The sequence below is a fragment of the Phycicoccus ginsengisoli genome (genome assembly GCF_054779295.1).
The window spans coordinates 63,634-79,324 of the sequence record NZ_BAAGYN010000014.1 but is presented as its reverse complement, the minus strand read 5'-3'; the positions used below and the strand labels follow the sequence as shown (position 1 = coordinate 79,324).

The following is a 15,691-nucleotide window of genomic DNA, read 5'->3' as shown; positions in this document are numbered from 1 at the left end:
CGGCGCGGGGACGGCGGGGCTCGGGGCTGCCGCCAGGGCCGCCTCGGCCGCGGGGGTCTGCGGCGCGGGAGCTGCCTCGGCCGCGGGCGCCTGGGGGGCTGCCGGGGCCGGCTGGGCCGCCTTGGCGGGCGCGGGCTTGGCCGCGGCCTTCTTGGCGGAAGTCTTCCTCAGCTCGTCGGGGAAGGTCTCCGTCGCCTTGCGGACGACGGGGGCCTCGATGGTCGAGCTGGCGGTCTTGACGTACTCGCCGATGCTGTTGAGGTGGGCGATCAGCGTCTTGCTGTCGGTGCCCAGCTCCTTGGCGAGCGCACTTACACGGACCTTTGCCACGTTTCTCCTGTTCCTGGTCCGTGTGTCAGGTGACAGGCGCGGACCGTGGTTACTGCTGGGGGGAGCTCATTGCTGAGTACTCATCGGGTGCTCATCAGCGGTCAAACCCACTCTCTGGTTCAGAGTTCTGGTCGGTTCCCTACGGACGGTGTTTCGTACTGCGTGTGCTTCCTGCTGCTCCTGCGCGGGGTCACCGGGCCTCGACGTGGGCCCGCACCGCTGCCGGGTCGGGGGCGGCGCTGGTGCGCAGCGCGCGCCCGAACGCCCGTCGGCCCAGGGCCTGGTCGAGGCAGTCCCCTGTCGGGTGCAGCCAAGCGCCACGCCCCGGCAGGCGGTGCCGCGGGTCGGGGGTCAGCCGGATCGCTCCGGTGTCGTCCGTCTCCGCGACCACTCGCAGGAGTGCCGACCAGCTATCCGTCCTGCGGCAGCCCACACACGTGCGGGTGGGTGACCCGTGCGTGGTGCGGGTGGGTGGTGCTGCTGCCGAAGGCCGGAGTCCAGTCCGGTCGGTCCGCACCATCCTATCCCCTCTCGGGGCCCGGCCGGGTCACGCGTGCTCGCGCGGGCCGTCGGAGCCCCTGGCGGCCCGGCTGCCCGACCCCCTGTCGGCACCGCGGTCGGCGCCACCTCGCCGGTCCGGACCGGCTTGTGCGCCGGCCGGGGTGTCGGGCCGGATGTCGATCCGCCAGCCGGTCAGCTTGGCGGCGAGGCGGGCGTTCTGACCCTCCTTGCCGATGGCCAGCGACAGCTGGTAGTCGGGGACGACGACCCTCGCCGAGCGCAGCTGGGGGTCGACGATCTCGACCGACTCCACCCGTGAGGGCGACAGGGCGGCCGCGACGAACGTCTTCGGGTCGTCGGAGTAGTCGACGATGTCGATCTTCTCCCCGTGCAGCTCGGTCATGACCGCCCGGACCCGGGCACCCATCGGCCCGATGCACGCGCCCTTGGCGTTGAGCCCGGGCACCTTGGAGTGCACGGCGATCTTGGTGCGGTGGCCGGCCTCCCGGGCCAGGGCCGCGATCTCGACCGACCCGTCGGCGATCTCGGGCACCTCGAGCGCGAACAGCTTGCGCACGAGGTTCGGGTGGGTGCGCGAGAGACCGATCTGCGGACCCTTGGGGCCGCGGCGGACCGAGACGACGAAGCAGCGGATGCGGTCACCGTGGACGTAGCGCTCCCCCGGCACCTGCTCGGCGAGCGGGAGTATCCCCTCGACGGTGCCGAAGTCGACCGTGACGTGGCGCGGGTCCGGGCTCTGCTGGATCACGCCGGCGACGACATCGCCCTCGCGACCCCGGAAGTCACCGAGGATGGCCTCGTCCTCGAGGTCCCGCAGCCGCTGCACGATGACCTGCCTGGCGGTGGCGGCGGCGATCCGGCCGAAGCCCGTGGGGGTGTCGTCGAACTCGGGACCGTACTCGCGGGGAGGGCGCTCCGCCCCCCGATTCGGCGACTCCGTCGCCGTCTCCGGGAGGTGCCCGCTACCCTCGGCGACGGGCTCCTGCTCCAGCTCCTCGCGCGCCCACACGACGACGTGGCCGCTCTTGCGGTCGAGCTCGACGCGCGCGTTGCGGTACGCGCCGTCGGTGCGGTGGTACGCGACGAGCAGCGCCTGCTCGATGGCGGGGATCAGGATGTCGAGCGAGATGTCCCGCTCGCGCTCCAGCGCCCTCAGGGCGGCCAGGTCGATGTCCATGGTCAGTCCTCCTCGTGGATGTCGGCGTCGTCCCCGTCGGCGCCGGCGGCGTCCGCAGGCCTCGAGAACTCCACCTGCACCACCGCCCGGGACACGTCGGCATACCGGACGCCGGTGGTCCGGGCCGGTGTCTTCCTCGTCGCCGGCACCTCGAGGACGACCTCGTCCGGCCCGGCGCTGACGATCCGTCCGGTCACGGCCTCGCCCTCGGTGGGCGTCACCGTGACCAGTCGGGAGACGTTGCGGCGGAAGTGCCGCGGAAGCGTGAGGGGGCGGTCGAGCCCGGGGCTCGTCACCTCCAGGGTGTAGGGCTGCTCGCCCATGACGTCGCTGCCGTCGAGCGCGTCGCCCACGGCGCGGGTCGCGTCCGCCACCTCGTCGAGGCTGAGCGGGGGCACCACCTCGGTCGCGTCGCCCGTGTCGGGCACCACGCGGTCGATCCAGATGCGGACGAGCCGGCGCTTGCCGGTCGGGGTCACTGCGACGTCCTCGACCAGCAGGCCGAGGTCGCCCAGGGGGCCTTCGACCACGGGACGAATCTGGTCCTTGACGCTCACTGACTCGTCCTCTCTGAAGTTCTGGTGGTCGTGCACCGCCACTCTATCCACGCCGTCGTGGTGCCGCACACACGCGTCGCGGGCCCGTGCCAGAATCGCCGCATGCCGATGGACGGAGCCGGGCCGGGCGCGCCCCCGAGCCGGCGCCGGGCCCTCGGCCTCGGTGCCGGCGTGCTGGCGTCGATCTCCCTGTCGGCCTGCGGCATCCGGTTCGAGGGCGTCACGGGCCCGGCGCGGACGCCGGCGCGCGAGCCGGTGCCCGGAGAGGCCTTCGTCGTCGCCCTCTGGAGCCACACCGAGGACCTCGCGGCCCGCGCCGCGAGCGCCGGGGGCGCGAGCACCGGGCTGCCTGCGCGGCTGGCGGCGCTGCACCGCACGCAGGCCACCGTGCTGCGGGCCGAGCTCCGCAGGCTGGGCGTGCCGGAGTCCGAGCTGGCGCACGCCCGCGCCACGGACGAGCCGGGCGGGTCCCGTGGCGGGACGGCGACGGGCACGCCCACGACCGGCGGCAGCGGCTCGCCGACCCGCGGCGCGACCATGACCCCAGGCGCGACCACGACGCCCGGCACCAGCACGGCGCCGCGCCCGGGCACCGTCGGCCGTGGACCGGCGGGGTCGGCCGACCTGGCCGCTGCCGAGGCCAGCGACCTCGGTCCCACCGCCATCAGCTCCCTGAGCCGGGTGCTGGCCGGCGCCGTCCCGCTCGTGGGGTCCGTCCTCGCCCAGCGTTCGGCTGCCGCCACCCTCCTCGGCCACCCGGCGACGTGGCCGGAGGCGCAGTGGAAGGGCCAGTCGCTCGCCGCGACGTTCCTCTCGACGACCAGGGCCGCCGTCTACGCCTTCCAGGTCGTGGCGGCGCAGTCCCCCTCGGGCGCCCAGCGAACGCTGGCCACCTCGACCCTCTCCGTGCTGCAGGCCCGGGCCGCCATGCAGGAGGCCATGGCGGGGTCCAGCGCCGGTCCGGCCGACCTCGCCTACCCGTTGCCCTACCCCGTCACCACCCCGGCCGCGGCCCGGCGCCTCGCCGTGGACGTGCTGACCCGTCTGCGCGCGGCGGGTGCGCGCGACCTGGGCACCGCGGGCACCGACACCGCCGCCCTCGGCCTGCTCGTGCGCTGGCTCGGCGAGACCGAGGTGCTCGCGTCGCGGTGGGGCGTGCCGTTGGCGCCCTTCCCCGGGCTGTCGTGAGGACCGAGGACGCTGCCGCGCTCGTCCCCGACGCGTTCGTGGCGTTCGTCCAGCGGCACACCGCGCAGGACGGCGGTGTGGGAGGGCCCTCCGGCGGGGACTGGGCCTCGGGGCTCCCCCGGCTGCTGGCGCAGGTGTGCGCCGAGTGGCACCTGGAGCCGACCGGGTCGCCGCGCACCGGGTGGACGGCGCTGGTCGTGCCCGTCGCCCGCGAGGGGCGCCCGCTGGCGCTCAAGCTGGTCTGGCCGCACGTCGAGGCGCGCGACGAGGCGCTCGTCCTGCGGCACTGGGACGGGCGCGGCGCGGTCCGGCTCGTCCAGGCGGACCCCACGCGCTGGGTGCTGCTGCTCGAGGCCCTCGACGCCGCGCGTGACCTGCGCAGCCTCGACATCGACAGTGCGTGCGACGTGGCGGGACGCGTGCTGGGCGAGCTGCACCGGCCTGCGCCCCCGGGGCTGCGACTGCTGTCGGAGTTCGCGCAGGACCAGGCGGAGAAGATCGCTGCCGCCGACGGCGTGCTCCCGCCGCGGATGGTCGACCGGGTGCGGGGTCTGGTCCGCGACCTGGTCGCGGACCCCGCGTGCGACGCCACACTGGTGCACACCGACCTGCACTACGAGAACGTCCTGCACACCCTGCCCGGCAGCACCCGTCCCGCGACCGACGGCTGGGTCGCGATCGACCCGCACGCCATGGCCGGCCACCCCGGCTTCGAGGTCCAGCCCCTCCTGCGCAACCGGGTCGACGAGCTCGGGACCGGGTCGTCCTTCCGCTGGCTGGTCCGCCGACGGCTGGAGGTGGTCTGCGAGTCCGCGGGGATCGACGAGGACGAGGCACTGGCGTGGAGCTACGTCGGCGCGGCCATGGAGGCGCGCTGGGCCGCGCAGGACGGCGACCAGGAGCGGGTGTCCTTCACGGTGGCCCTGCTCAAGGCCCTCGACGGCTGACCGTCGCCGGCCCCGGGCGCCCGGCCAGGACGACCCACGGCCCGACGGCCCCATGTCCCCACGGCCCGACGCCCCGACGCCCCGACGACCCGACGGCCCCCGACGCGCCGACCCGGCGGCCGGGTTGCAGACTGCAACCATGCGCTTCGGATTCCACTTCCTCGACTTCAACCTCCCCGGGGGCCCCGCGGCCTACGCCCCGGCCCTGCGCGCCACGGCGGCCGCCGCCGACGACAGCGGCGCCTCGTGGTTCACCGTGATGGACCACTACTTCCAGATGGAGCAGTTCCGCACCGCCCACGACCCCATGCTCGAGGGCTACACCACCCTCGGGTTCCTCGCCGCGGTGACCGAGCGGGTGAAGCTCGGCACCGTCGTGACCGGCGTGACGTACCGCCACCCCGGCCTGCTCGCCAAGATCGGCACCACGCTGGACGTGCTCAGCGGCGGCCGGGCGTTCCTGGGAATCGGGGCCGCCTGGTACGAGCGGGAGCACAAGGCCCTCGGCGTCCCCTACCCGCCCGTCGCCGAGCGCTTCGAGCGGCTCGAGGAGGCGCTGCAGATCATCCGGCAGATGTGGAGCGAGGACGAGGGTCCGTTCGAGGGCCGTCACTACCAGCTGGCCGAGACGATCAACGTGCCGGAGAACCTCAGCCGGCAGCACCCGCCGATCGTCATCGGTGGCAGTGGCGAGAAGAAGACCCTGCGGCTGGTCGCGCAGTACGCCGACGCGACCAACCTCATCGTCGCCGACACCGACCAGGCGGCCCACAAGCTCGACGTCCTGCGCCGCCACTGCGAGGACGTGGGCCGCGACTACGACAGCATCGAGAAGACCGTCATGGGCCCGCAGGGCAACCCGCTCGAGGACGTCGACGGCTTCCTGCGGCTGGCCGACACGTACGGGGGCATGGGGATCGAGCACATCCACCTGCGCGCGATCACCCCCGACCCGGCCGCCCACGTCAGCGCGTTCGGCGAGAAGGTGGCCCCTCGGCTGGCCGAGATCGGCTGACGGTCACCCGGCCCAGCGGTACTCGATCTCGGGGCGGCCCGCCCCTGCGTACCGCTGGGTCCGGACGGCCCTCCGCGCGTCGCAGAGGTGCTCGGCATACCGGCGCGCGGTGACGCGGCTGACGCCGACGGCCTCCCCGAGCTCGCTCGCCGACAAGGGGCCGCCGTCGCGCAGGGCCCGGGTCACGCGGGCGAGCAGCTCCTCGCTCATGCCCTTGGGCAGGGCGGCACGCGCGGGACGCACCCCGGCGAGCACCTGGTCCACCTCGGCCTGCGTCGCGACCTGGTCGGTCCGCGACAGCCCGTCGCGGTAGGCCCGGTAGGACTCCAGCCGGTCGCGCAGCGTCGCGAACACGAACGGCTTGAGGATGTACTGCACGACGCCCAGCGACACCGCGGCCCGCACCACGTCCAGCTCGCGCGCCGACGTCACGGCGATGACGTCGGCGCGGTGCCCGGCGGCCCGCATGGCGCGGATGACGTCGAGGCCGTGCCGGTCGGGCAGGTTCATGTCGAGCAGCACGACGTCGACCCTGACCGCCTGGAGCGCCTGCAGCGCCTCCTGGGAGGTCACCGCCGTCGCCGCCACCGCGAACCCGGGCACGCGGGTGACGTAGGCCGCGTGCGCCTCGAGCGCCACCGGCTCGTCCTCGACCACGAGCACCCGCAGCAGCTCGGGGCGGGCGGGGTCGCCTGGCGCGTCCTCAGGCACGGGCGTGCTCCTGCACCGGCAGCCGCACGACGAACCGCGCGCCCGGGGGCCCGGAGACCTCCAGGCTGCCCCCGAGCCGGGCCACCGACTGCGCCACCAGGGCCAGGCCGATGCCCCTGCGGCCGGCGCTGCCCTCGGCCTTGGTCGTGAAGCCACGGCGGAACGCGTCGTCGACCGAGCCCGGCGGCAACCCCGGACCGGTGTCCTCCACGACGAGGACGACGTCGTCACCCTCGACGCGGCAGTCGACGCCCACCCGGCGCGGGCCGTCGGCGCCGGCCACCGCCTCGAAGGCGTTGTCGATGAGGTTGCCGACGATGGTCACGAGGTCTCGGTCGGGCGCGGCCTGCGACGGCCACTGGGCACCGTCGGCGATGGTCAGCTCGATCCCGCTCTGGCTCGCCTGGGCGACCTTGCCGAGCAGCAGCGCCGTCAGCACCGGCTCGGACACCGCCCCGACGACGGCGTCGGTGAGCCCCTGGGACAGGCGCAGCTCGTCGGTGGCGAACGCGAGCGCGCGCTCGGGGTGGCCCAGCTCGATGAGGCTGACGATGGCGTGCAGCCGGTTCGCCGACTCGTGGGCCTGCGAGCGCAGCGCCTCGGTGAGGCCACGCGCCGAGTCGAGCTCCCCGGTGAGGTGCTCGAGGTCGGTGCGGTCGCGCAGCGTCACGACGAACCCGAGCAGGCGCCCGTCCCACTGCGCCCGGGCCTTGTTGAGCACCAGGACCCGCGCGGCGGTGACGTGCAGCTCGTCCTCGCGGGCGGTCTCGTCGGTGAGCGCGTCGACCAGCGCGTCGGACAGGCCGAGCGCGTCGACCGGCCGCCCGACCGCGTCGGCGGGCAGGGCGAGCAGGCGGCGCGCCTCGTCGTTCGCCAGGCGCAGGGTGCCGTCGAGGTCGACGAGCAGCAGGCCCTCGGTGACGGCGTGCAGGACGGCGTCGTAGTACTCGACCATCTGGCGCAGCTGCCGCTCGCCCAGCCCGTGGGTCTGGCGCCCGACCCGCCGGGAGACCAGGGCGGTGCCCAGCCCGGTGAGCAGCGCGGCGGCCAGGCCGGCCAGCAGGATCCCCGGCAGCTGGCCCTGCAGCTGGGCGCTCACCGCCGACTTGCGGATGCCGACGGCCACCAGGCCCACGACCCTGCCGCCGTCCTCCACCGGCACCACCACGCGTCGCGAGGGCCCGAGGGTCCCGGTGTAGTCCTCGACGACGACACCGCCCTCCTGCGCCGCCGCGATGTGCCCGATGAAGCGGCGCCCGATCTGGCTGGTGTCGGGATGGGTGTACCGGATCCCCTGCGGGCTCATCACGACGACGAAGTCGGTGCGCGTCTCGGTCCTCGCCTGCTCGGCGAACCGCTGCAGGCTCCTGGAGTCACCGGCCTCCACGCCCAGCACGACCGACGGGCTGCTGGCCACCGTCTCGGCCACCGCGCGGGCACGGGCGGTCGCCTCCTGCGTGCTCGCCCGCCCGGCCTGGACGTACCCGGCCGCGACCCCGACGAGCACCACGAGCAGACCCACGAGGACCTGCAGCACGAACACCTGGCGGGCCACGCTCCACCGCGCCGGCGCGCGCAGGAGGCGGCTCAGCGGCATACGACACCGCCGGGGAACTCAATGAACACAAACGTGACCCTAACCACCTCGGGGACCAGCATCGTCGCTGTTCGCCATCCCGGGACGTCCCCGGGACACACACCTGGGAGCACTCCGTGAGCACACCCGCCGACACCGTCGTCGACCGGCCCGCACCGAAGCGGGACCGCACGCACTACCTCTACCTCGCGGTGATCGCCGCGATGATCCTCGGCATCATCGTCGGGTTCGCCTTCCCCGAGTTCGGCATCAAGCTGAAGTGGCTCGGCACCGGCTTCGTCAACCTCATCAAGATGATGATCACGCCGGTCATCTTCTGCACCATCGTCCTCGGCATCGGGTCGGTGCGCCGCGCCGCCCAGGTCGGCAAGGTCGGCGGCCTGGCCCTCGGCTACTTCCTCACCATGTCGACGTTCGCGCTGGCGATCGGCCTCGTCGTGGGCAACATCGTCAAGCCCGGTGCCGGGCTGCACCTCACCGACGCCCTCGCCAAGACCGGCCAGGCCCAGGTCGGCGAGAAGAGCGAGACGACGGTCGACTTCGTCCTCGGCCTGATCCCCGACACGCTGATCTCCTCGCTCACCGCGGGCTCGGTCCTGCAGGCGCTGCTGGTCGCGCTGCTCGTGGGCTTCGCGCTGCAGAAGATGGGCCGGGCCGGCGAGCCGATCCTGGTGGGCATCAAGCACTTCGAGCGGCTCGTCTTCCGCCTCATGGCGATGATCATGTATGCCGCGCCGATCGGTGCGTTCGGCGCGATGGCCGCCGTCGTGGGCGCCACCGGCATGGACGCGCTCAAGAGCCTGGCCCAGGTGATGGTCGCGTTCTACGTCACCTGCGCCATCTTCGTGTTCGGCGTGCTCGGCCTGGTGCTCAAGGTCTTCACGGGGGTCAACGTCTTCTCGCTGCTGCGGTACCTGGGCCGGGAGTTCCTGCTCATCCTGTCGACGTCGTCCTCGGAGTCGGCCCTCCCGCGCCTCATCGCCAAGATGGAGCACGCCGGGGTGTCCCGGCCGGTCGTCGGCATCACGGTGCCGACGGGCTACTCGTTCAACCTGGACGGGACGGCGATCTACCTGACGATGGCGTCGCTGTTCATCGCCGACGCCATGGACAAGCCGTTCAGCCTGGGCCAGCAGATCTCGCTGCTGCTGTTCATGATCATCGCCTCCAAGGGTGCTGCCGGCGTCACCGGCGCGGGCCTGGCCACCCTCGCCGGGGGCCTGCAGTCGCACCGGCCCGACCTCGTCGACGGCGTCGGCTTCATCGTGGGGATCGACCGGCTGATGAGCGAGGCGCGGGCGCTGACCAACTTCGCCGGCAACTCGATCGCCACCGTCCTCATCGGCCACTGGGTGGGCGAGCTCGACCGGCCCCGCCTGGACCGCGTGCTCGCCGGTGACCTGCCGTTCGACGAGAGCACCATGGTCGACGAGGACGACGAGCAGGACGCCGAGCCGGCCACGGACGTGGCGCGGGAGCGCACCGCGGCGCTGCCGCAGCCGGTGGGTCCGGCTCGCTGAGCCGTCCGCTTCCCCGACCTGCGGGCCCGTCACCTCCTCGAGAGGTGGCGGGCCCGCAGGGTGTCGGCTCCGGGGTCAACGGGTCCCGAGGTGCCCGGCGACTGCTCGCGCACAGCGGCGGCCGGAGGCCAGCGCGCCCTGGATCGAGGAGGTGTCCCGGTGGTCGCCGGTGACGAACAGGCCGCCGCCGAGGTCCACGGGACGACGGACCACCAGGGGCGGCGACACGAGGGGCAGCGCCTCGCGCACGTCGTGCCGCGCGAGCAGGTCCCAGTCCCGGGCCGACGTCGACCACAGGCGGCCCAGCTCGGCTCGCAGCACCTGCTCGTCGTCCGGGGCGCCCGAGAGGGTGGTGGCCTGGACGAGGCGGCGACCGCGGGGAGCGTAGGAGGGGGCGGCGTCCGAGACGACGGCCGTGTTGACCACCGGCCCGCGGTCGCCGTCCACCCGCAACCACCGGCTCGTGGGCGCCGGGTCGGTGGTCGAGAACCACCACGTCCGCAGCCCGTTCGTGCGGGCCGGCGGCACGACGCCCAGCGCGGCTGCCGAGGCCACGTCCGTGGCGACGACGGCGGCCCGGGCGGGGACCTCGCCAGCGGGCAGGCGGACCGTGGTGCCGCTGCCCAGCTCCGCACGGCTGTCGAGCTGCACGGGGTTGCGCAGCCGCGCGGCGAGCTGCGCCGGGAGGGCACCCATCCCGTCCAGCGGCAGGGCCGGCGTCCCGAGGAGGAACGACCGCACCAGCAGGCGGACGTACTGGGCCGACGTGGCGGCCCGGTCCTCCGCCAGCACGCCGGCCAGGAAGGGCTCGAGCACCTCGCGGCGCAGGGGCCCGTGGACCCCGGCCGCGTCGAGGGAGGTGGCCAGGGAGGTGTCGCTGCCGGCGAGCAGCCACCGCACCGGGCCGAGGGAAGGCGCCACCCAGGCCGCCAGCCGGGCGACCTCGCCGGGGGTGACCAGGCCGCTCGCGAGGGTCCGCAGGAGCGAGGCCGGCTCACGCCGCGGGTCGGCGACCAGGGCAGTGACGCCACCGCGACGGACCTCGACCCCGGCACCGAACGGCTGCAACCGCAGCGCCGCCGTGTCGACGGTCCGGCGGACGGCCGGGTACGCCGGGTTGAGCAGCTGGAAGCCGACGTCGCACAGGTGCCCGTCGACGACCTCGGTCCGGACGCGACCACCCACCCGGTCCGAGGCCTCCACGACGAGGACGTCGAGCCCTCGTCGCTCCAGCTCAAGGGCACACCCCAGCCCGGCCAGGCCGGCTCCCACCACCACGACGTCGTGCACGGGACCACCGTGGCACGAGCCGTCGTGAGCCGCCCACCGGGGGGCATCGGCGCGGAGGTGCCCGCGGTCCGTGGCCGCACGGCATACGGTCTGCGGGTGACCGAGCTGCGCACCGATCGACTGCTCCTGCGGCACTGGCGCGACGAGGACCGCGCACCGTTCGCCGCCCTCAACGACGACCCGGCCGTCATGGAGCACTTCCCGCACCACCTGACCCGGGAGCAGAGCGACGCCATGGCCGACCGCATCGCCGGCTTCCTCGACGAGCACGGCTGGGGGCTGTGGGCGGTCGAGGTGCGCGACACCGGGCGCTTCATCGGCTTCACCGGGCTGGCGGTGCCCCGCTTCGAGGAGCACTTCACGCCGTGCGTCGAGGTCGGGTGGCGGCTCGCCCGCGACGGCTGGGGCCACGGGTACGCCACGGAGGCGGCACGCGCGAGCGTGGCCCACGGCTTCACCGACCTCGGGCTCGAGGAGATCGTCGCGATGGTCGTGCCGGCCAACCACCGGTCGCAGGGCGTGATGCGCAAGCTCGGCATGACCCGGGACGAGGGCGCCGACTTCGACCACCCGCTCGTCGAGGAGGGCAGCCCGGTCCGGCGGCACCGCCTCTACCGGCTCACCCGCGGGCACTGGGCGTCCGGCGCAGCGACGGCCACCACGACACCGGGACCGGAGGTGTCGTGACGTGAGCGCCCTGTCCACTGCGCTCGTGCGCGACCTCGCCCCGACCGGCACGCTGCGAGGGTCGATCAACCTCGGCAACCCCGTTCTCGCCCAGGGCGATCCGCGCTCCCCTCGAGGCGTCACCGTCGACATCGCCCGTGAGGTGGGGCATCGGTTGGGGGTGCCGGTCGAGCTCGTCTGCTTCGACGCCGCGCGGAAGTCCTACGAGGCCATGGCGGACGGTCGGGCCGACGTGTGCTTCCTCGCCGTCGACCCCGCCCGGGAGGAGCAGGTCGCCTTCACCCGGCCCTACGTCGTCATCGAGGGCGTCTACATGGTTCGCGAGGAGTCGCCCGTGCGGACGGTGCAGGACGTCGACAAGGCCGGCGTGCGGGTCGGGGTCAAGGAGGGCTCCGCCTACGACCTGCACCTCACGCGGGAGCTCGGTGCGGCACAGCTGGTCCGCGGGCGGGAGGGGGTCGACCTCTTCGTCGCGGAGGGGCTGGAGGTGGGAGCGGGGATCCGCCAGCCGGTCGAGGCCTTCGTCGCCTCCCACCCCGGTCACCGCCTCGTCGAACCGGCGTTCATGCAGATCCGGCAGGCGGTGGGCACCACCCGTGACCGGGCCGCTGAGACCGTGTCGTTCCTCGATGCCGTGGTCCGCGAGCTGGTCGCGGACGGGTCGGTGGCGCGCTCGCTCGAGCGCTCTGGCCAGCCCGGGGCGCTGGTCGCCGAGGCCTGAGCGGCCGGGCCGGCGCCACGGGGCGGGTCCCCGTCACGGGGCGGGTCCCCGTCACGGGGCGGGTCCCCGTCACGCGTCGGGAGACGTGCCGGCTCGCACGGGTGCGGGGACCGGCCTGCGCGCAGTCCCCGCACCGTCGGGCGTCGACGGGTTCAGCCGGTGGTGGCCGCCCCGTAGATGTCCTGGTCGAGACCGCCCGCGTTCGGGCAGGTGTCGGCCGACCAGGCGCCGGAGGCGTCCTGGGTGCGGCACTGGAGGACGTCGAAGCCCGTGCCCCCGGCGTACCGCGGGTCGTCGCCACCGACGACCTGGCGGGTGTCGGTCCAGGTGTTGTAGGCGTTCGCGCCCACGGACGACACGTAGTTGTAGTCGCCGTGGAACGGCACGCGCCGGTCACCGAACATCTCGTAGTTCGGCATCTGGCTGGTCGTGCTCAGCCGCACCATCGACCAGGTGGCACCTCCGTCGCGCGAGGACGCGGCATACGTGTCCAGCCCCGGGGTGGCGGCCGCGAAGCCCGCGGCGTCGCGGACGGCCCCGTTGTTGCCGGGTGGGTACCGGACGCTGTACGCCGGGTCGTTGCGGCTGTCGTGCCAGACCGCGTGCAGCACTCCCCCGTCGGCGTTGACGTCGGGGAACAGCTGGTGGCCGGTCGGCGTGGGTGCCAGCCGTGCCGGGGTGGACCAGTGGCCGTTGTCGAGGACGGAGAAGTAGATCGCGCCCTGCCCGACCCGCAGCGTCGACCCGGCCGGGTCGGCCGTGTGCCGTCTGCACGACCGGCGGCGCCGTGGCCACGCCGGGCCCGGCAGCCGGCTGCCGGGAGGGTCCTTGGTCCCTGTTCGCAGTCACCGCGAAGGCGCAGCGTGGGTCGATCAGGGGCGAACCGACCGGAGCGTGCGGGCGCCGGCGTGCTCGCCGCGGAAGGAGCGCTCCATGGTCCATCTCGTCCCGGCCGCGTCAGGAGCGGGCGCCTACCTCGACTGGGGTGTGGTGCACGTGTCCGTGTCCAACGCCCTCATCATCCTGGTGATGCTCGTGGTCTTCGCGGCAGCGCTGCTGCTGCCCTTCCCCGGCAGCCACACCGGCAGCAGTGCCGGCGGCGCCGGCACATCGGCTGCCGCCCCGGGCTCCCCCGGCACCGACGAGGCGGGACACGAGCGATGAGCTCGACGAGCTGGACCGAGCGGCTGCGCGACCGGGTCAGCCGCACCGTCCCTGCCGGCCAGGTGCTGCCCGACCGGCAGCCGGCCTACGTCGCGTCGTGGATCTACGTCTTCGGCGTCCTCACCCTCGCCTCCCTGCTCGTCGTCGTCCTCACGGGCATGGTGCTCAGCCTCGGGGGCGTGGGGTGGTGGCACACCTCCTCCGTGGGCCGCTACGTCAACAGCCTGCACCTGTGGTCGGTCGAGCTCTTCTTCGTCGTCATGGTCATCCACCTGTGGGGCAAGTTCTGGATGGCGGCCTGGCGGGGCGGCCGGGCCCTGACCTGGATCACCGGCGTCGTCGCCTTCCTGGCCTCGATCGGCACCGCCTTCACGGGCTACCTGGTGCAGACCAACTTCGACAGCCAGTGGATCAGCACCCAGGCCAAGGACGGCCTCAACTCGGTCGGCATCGGCGCCTTCTTCAACGTGCTCGACACCGGCCAGATGATCCTGTTCCACGTCGTCCTGCTGCCCTTCGCCGTCGGGGTCATCGCGGTCGCCCACGTCATCCTCGTCCGGCGGCACGGGGTGGTGCCGCCCCTCGACGAGGTGTCGGCGCCAGCGACCACGCGAGAGACGCCCACGGCGACGACCCGGGAGGTGCCGCGATGACGACCCTCACCCGCCCGCGTGTGCACCGGGTCACCCCCGACTCCCACGGCTTCCCCACCCGGCCGTACGACCTCGTCAAGGAGTTCGTCCTCGCCCTGGGGGCGGTCGTCGTCCTCACGGCCGTGCTGGCGGCCGTCTTCGGCTCCCCCGACGAGAAGGCGCTCACCCTGCAGGACTGGGCGAAGGCGGCACCGAACGACGTGGTCGCGACGGCCGTGGCCGAGCTGTCGGGCGACTCCACGAGCGCCTCCTACGGACCTCCGTACAACTCCGCCTCGACCGGCCAGACGCTGCTCGGCGTCCCGCTGCAGAAGTGGGCCGGCGTGCGGTACCCCGTCGACTCCGCGAACGACCTGGTCCTCACGCCGCTGCGACGCTCCAACCCGGGCCAGGTGGTCGCCGCGGCCCTCGGGGTCTGGTCCGTCGCGCCGACGGCCCAGCGCGCGCAGTGGGCGACCACGTACGAGGCCGCGCTCGGCAAGGCGGACGGCGACCCGGCCAAGGTTCCCTCCGGGCAGTACGGCCCGGTGCCCGCGATCGCGAGCGGGTTCGAGCGGCTGGCGGCCTCCGGCGGCCTGGAGCAACAGCTGGGCGGGAGCACCTTCTACCGCAGCGACCCCACCCGGCAGCTGCTGCTGCTCGCCGACGGCACCTACCTCGAGGACCAGGCACGCGCCCGCAGCCTCGGCGGCGACCAGTGGGGGATGATGAACGAGACGGGCAACTACCCGGGCCAGCCGTGGTTGTGGCTGTACACCTTCTGGTACCAGGTGCCGCCGTTCTCCACCTCGGACAACGCCGACGCCCTGGTGTGGGGTCTGATGATGGTGCTCACGCTCGGGCTCGCCCTGGTGCCGTTCATCCCGGGTCTGCGCGACCTGCCTCGCTGGATCCCGGTGCACCGGCTCGTCTGGCGCGACTGGTACCGCCGGTCCGGGGGCGGGCGGCACCTCACCTGACGACGGAGGGTGGCCGGTTCGCTGCGGCGCGGGAACGCCGAGTGCTTCACTGTCCGTGGGGCGAGGGAGGTCGCGATGCGGCGGTGGGCAGGCAGGACGGCGTTCGTCGTGGCCGCCCTCGGCGTGGCCTTCGGTGGGGTGTCCGGTTGCGGGTCGGCACCTGGGGCCGGCACGTCGGGAGCGACGGGTGCCGCCGCGTCCACGCCCAGCGTCGACCCGTTGGTCCACGCGCGCCGGGCGGTCCTCGACAGCTTCCCCGAGCCGGCGCCGGTGACCCTCCTGGCGACCCGGCCCTCGAGCGACGCCGTCAGCATGCCTTGGGCCTTCGTCCGCCAGGACGGGTCGACCGTGACGATCCTGTACGTGGCCGGCGAGGAGGGCTGCGAGGACTGGACGGGCGTCACCGTCACCGAGACCGACCGCGCGGTCACGGTCGGCATCTGGGCCACGCCGCGCAGGGTGACGGCGTGCGGCGGCGGCCTCAGGGAGGGCGCGACCACGCTGAGGCTGCGCCGGCCCCTGGCGCCCCGGGTGCTGGTGCACGAGCCGGTGTCCAGCGACTTCAGGGCCAACTTCTTCGCCCCGTGAGGCGCGCCCGCGCGGAGCGTGGGGCCGAGTGCGTGGCCGGGCGGTCCCCTGACAGGTGGCCCGCG

General features: G+C 74.0%; 18 protein-coding genes. 10 read left to right on the top strand and 8 right to left on the bottom strand.

Annotation, left to right across the window (positions count from 1 at the left end):
* The 4 genes from ACYVDO_RS18840 to rimP form a co-directional block, all read right to left on the bottom strand.
* A partial coding sequence (locus ACYVDO_RS18840) for a translation initiation factor IF-2 N-terminal domain-containing protein (protein WP_460938781.1) occupies positions 1–330 on the bottom strand: 330 nt, incomplete at its 3' end.
* 190 nt (positions 331–520) lie between these two features.
* On the bottom strand, positions 521–721 hold the full coding sequence (locus ACYVDO_RS18835; RefSeq protein WP_460938779.1) for a YlxR family protein: 201 nt from the start codon (positions 719–721) through the stop codon (positions 521–523).
* A gap of 156 nt (positions 722–877) precedes the next feature.
* Positions 878–2,029, bottom strand: coding sequence for a transcription termination factor NusA (nusA, locus tag ACYVDO_RS18830; protein WP_460938777.1), 1,152 nt, complete (start codon positions 2,027–2,029; stop codon positions 878–880).
* Positions 2,030–2,031: 2 nt separating this feature from the next.
* On the bottom strand, positions 2,032–2,586 hold the full coding sequence (gene rimP / locus ACYVDO_RS18825; protein WP_460938775.1) for a ribosome maturation factor RimP: 555 nt from the start codon (positions 2,584–2,586) through the stop codon (positions 2,032–2,034).
* A gap of 102 nt (positions 2,587–2,688) precedes the next feature.
* Between rimP and ACYVDO_RS18820 the strand changes: the two genes are divergently transcribed.
* The 3 genes from ACYVDO_RS18820 to ACYVDO_RS18810 all read left to right on the top strand — a co-directional run bounded on the left by ACYVDO_RS18820 (position 2,689) and on the right by ACYVDO_RS18810 (position 5,736).
* The gene (locus ACYVDO_RS18820) at positions 2,689–3,774 is read left to right on the top strand and encodes a DUF4439 domain-containing protein (RefSeq protein WP_460938773.1); all 1,086 of its coding nucleotides are present in this window, start codon (positions 2,689–2,691) and stop codon (positions 3,772–3,774) included.
* Positions 3,771–4,721 (top strand): aminoglycoside phosphotransferase family protein, encoded by a 951-nt coding sequence (locus ACYVDO_RS18815; protein ID WP_460938770.1) that lies wholly within the window; start codon positions 3,771–3,773, stop codon positions 4,719–4,721. The genes ACYVDO_RS18820 and ACYVDO_RS18815 overlap by 4 nt, the downstream gene beginning before the upstream one ends.
* Positions 4,722–4,860: 139 nt before the next feature.
* Positions 4,861–5,736, top strand: coding sequence for an LLM class F420-dependent oxidoreductase (locus ACYVDO_RS18810; RefSeq protein ID WP_460938768.1), 876 nt, complete (start codon positions 4,861–4,863; stop codon positions 5,734–5,736).
* A 3-nt stretch (positions 5,737–5,739) separates the two neighbouring features.
* On the opposite strand, the gene ACYVDO_RS18805 is transcribed toward ACYVDO_RS18810, so the two are convergent.
* Both ACYVDO_RS18805 and ACYVDO_RS18800 read right to left on the bottom strand, forming a co-directional pair.
* On the bottom strand, positions 5,740–6,447 hold the full coding sequence (locus ACYVDO_RS18805; protein WP_460938765.1) for a response regulator: 708 nt from the start codon (positions 6,445–6,447) through the stop codon (positions 5,740–5,742).
* Positions 6,440–8,044, bottom strand: a complete 1,605-nt coding sequence (locus tag ACYVDO_RS18800; RefSeq protein WP_460938763.1) for a sensor histidine kinase — start codon at positions 8,042–8,044, stop codon at positions 6,440–6,442. The genes ACYVDO_RS18805 and ACYVDO_RS18800 overlap by 8 nt, the downstream gene beginning before the upstream one ends.
* A gap of 116 nt (positions 8,045–8,160) precedes the next feature.
* Between ACYVDO_RS18800 and ACYVDO_RS18795 the strand changes: the two genes are divergently transcribed.
* Complete coding sequence (locus tag ACYVDO_RS18795) at positions 8,161–9,564, top strand: cation:dicarboxylate symporter family transporter (RefSeq protein ID WP_460938761.1); 1,404 nt, start codon at positions 8,161–8,163, stop codon at positions 9,562–9,564.
* Positions 9,565–9,639: 75 nt separating this feature from the next.
* Here the strand turns inward: ACYVDO_RS18795 and ACYVDO_RS18790 are convergent, their stop codons facing one another.
* Complete coding sequence (locus ACYVDO_RS18790; RefSeq protein WP_460938759.1) at positions 9,640–10,854, bottom strand: NAD(P)/FAD-dependent oxidoreductase; 1,215 nt, start codon at positions 10,852–10,854, stop codon at positions 9,640–9,642.
* A gap of 24 nt (positions 10,855–10,878) precedes the next feature.
* Here ACYVDO_RS18790 and ACYVDO_RS18785 point away from each other — a divergent pair, with 24 nt between their 5' ends.
* Together ACYVDO_RS18785 and ACYVDO_RS18780 are read left to right on the top strand one after the other, a co-directional pair.
* Complete coding sequence (locus tag ACYVDO_RS18785; protein WP_460938757.1) at positions 10,879–11,541, top strand: GNAT family N-acetyltransferase; 663 nt, start codon at positions 10,879–10,881, stop codon at positions 11,539–11,541.
* A 1-nt stretch (position 11,542) separates the two neighbouring features.
* Complete coding sequence (locus ACYVDO_RS18780; protein WP_460938755.1) at positions 11,543–12,262, top strand: transporter substrate-binding domain-containing protein; 720 nt, start codon at positions 11,543–11,545, stop codon at positions 12,260–12,262.
* A 152-nt stretch (positions 12,263–12,414) separates the two neighbouring features.
* Here ACYVDO_RS18780 and ACYVDO_RS18775 read toward each other — a convergent pair whose 3' ends face one another.
* Complete coding sequence (locus tag ACYVDO_RS18775; protein WP_460938753.1) at positions 12,415–12,873, bottom strand: hypothetical protein; 459 nt, start codon at positions 12,871–12,873, stop codon at positions 12,415–12,417.
* 322 nt (positions 12,874–13,195) lie between these two features.
* On the opposite strand from ACYVDO_RS18775, the gene ACYVDO_RS18770 reads away from it, so the two are divergent.
* The 4 genes from ACYVDO_RS18770 (at position 13,196) to ACYVDO_RS18755 (ending at position 15,626) form a co-directional block, all read left to right on the top strand.
* Positions 13,196–13,426, top strand: coding sequence for a hypothetical protein (locus tag ACYVDO_RS18770; protein WP_460938751.1), 231 nt, complete (start codon positions 13,196–13,198; stop codon positions 13,424–13,426).
* Positions 13,423–14,079, top strand: coding sequence for a cytochrome b N-terminal domain-containing protein (locus tag ACYVDO_RS18765; protein WP_460938749.1), 657 nt, complete (start codon positions 13,423–13,425; stop codon positions 14,077–14,079). Before ACYVDO_RS18770 ends, ACYVDO_RS18765 begins: the two co-directional genes overlap by 4 nt.
* Entirely contained in the window at positions 14,076–15,038 is a 963-nt protein-coding gene (locus ACYVDO_RS18760; RefSeq protein ID WP_460938747.1) for a hypothetical protein, read from the top strand. Before ACYVDO_RS18765 ends, ACYVDO_RS18760 begins: the two co-directional genes overlap by 4 nt.
* 75 nt (positions 15,039–15,113) lie before the next feature.
* Complete coding sequence (locus tag ACYVDO_RS18755) at positions 15,114–15,626, top strand: hypothetical protein (protein WP_325104862.1); 513 nt, start codon at positions 15,114–15,116, stop codon at positions 15,624–15,626.
* The last annotated feature ends 65 nt before the right edge of the window (positions 15,627–15,691 follow it).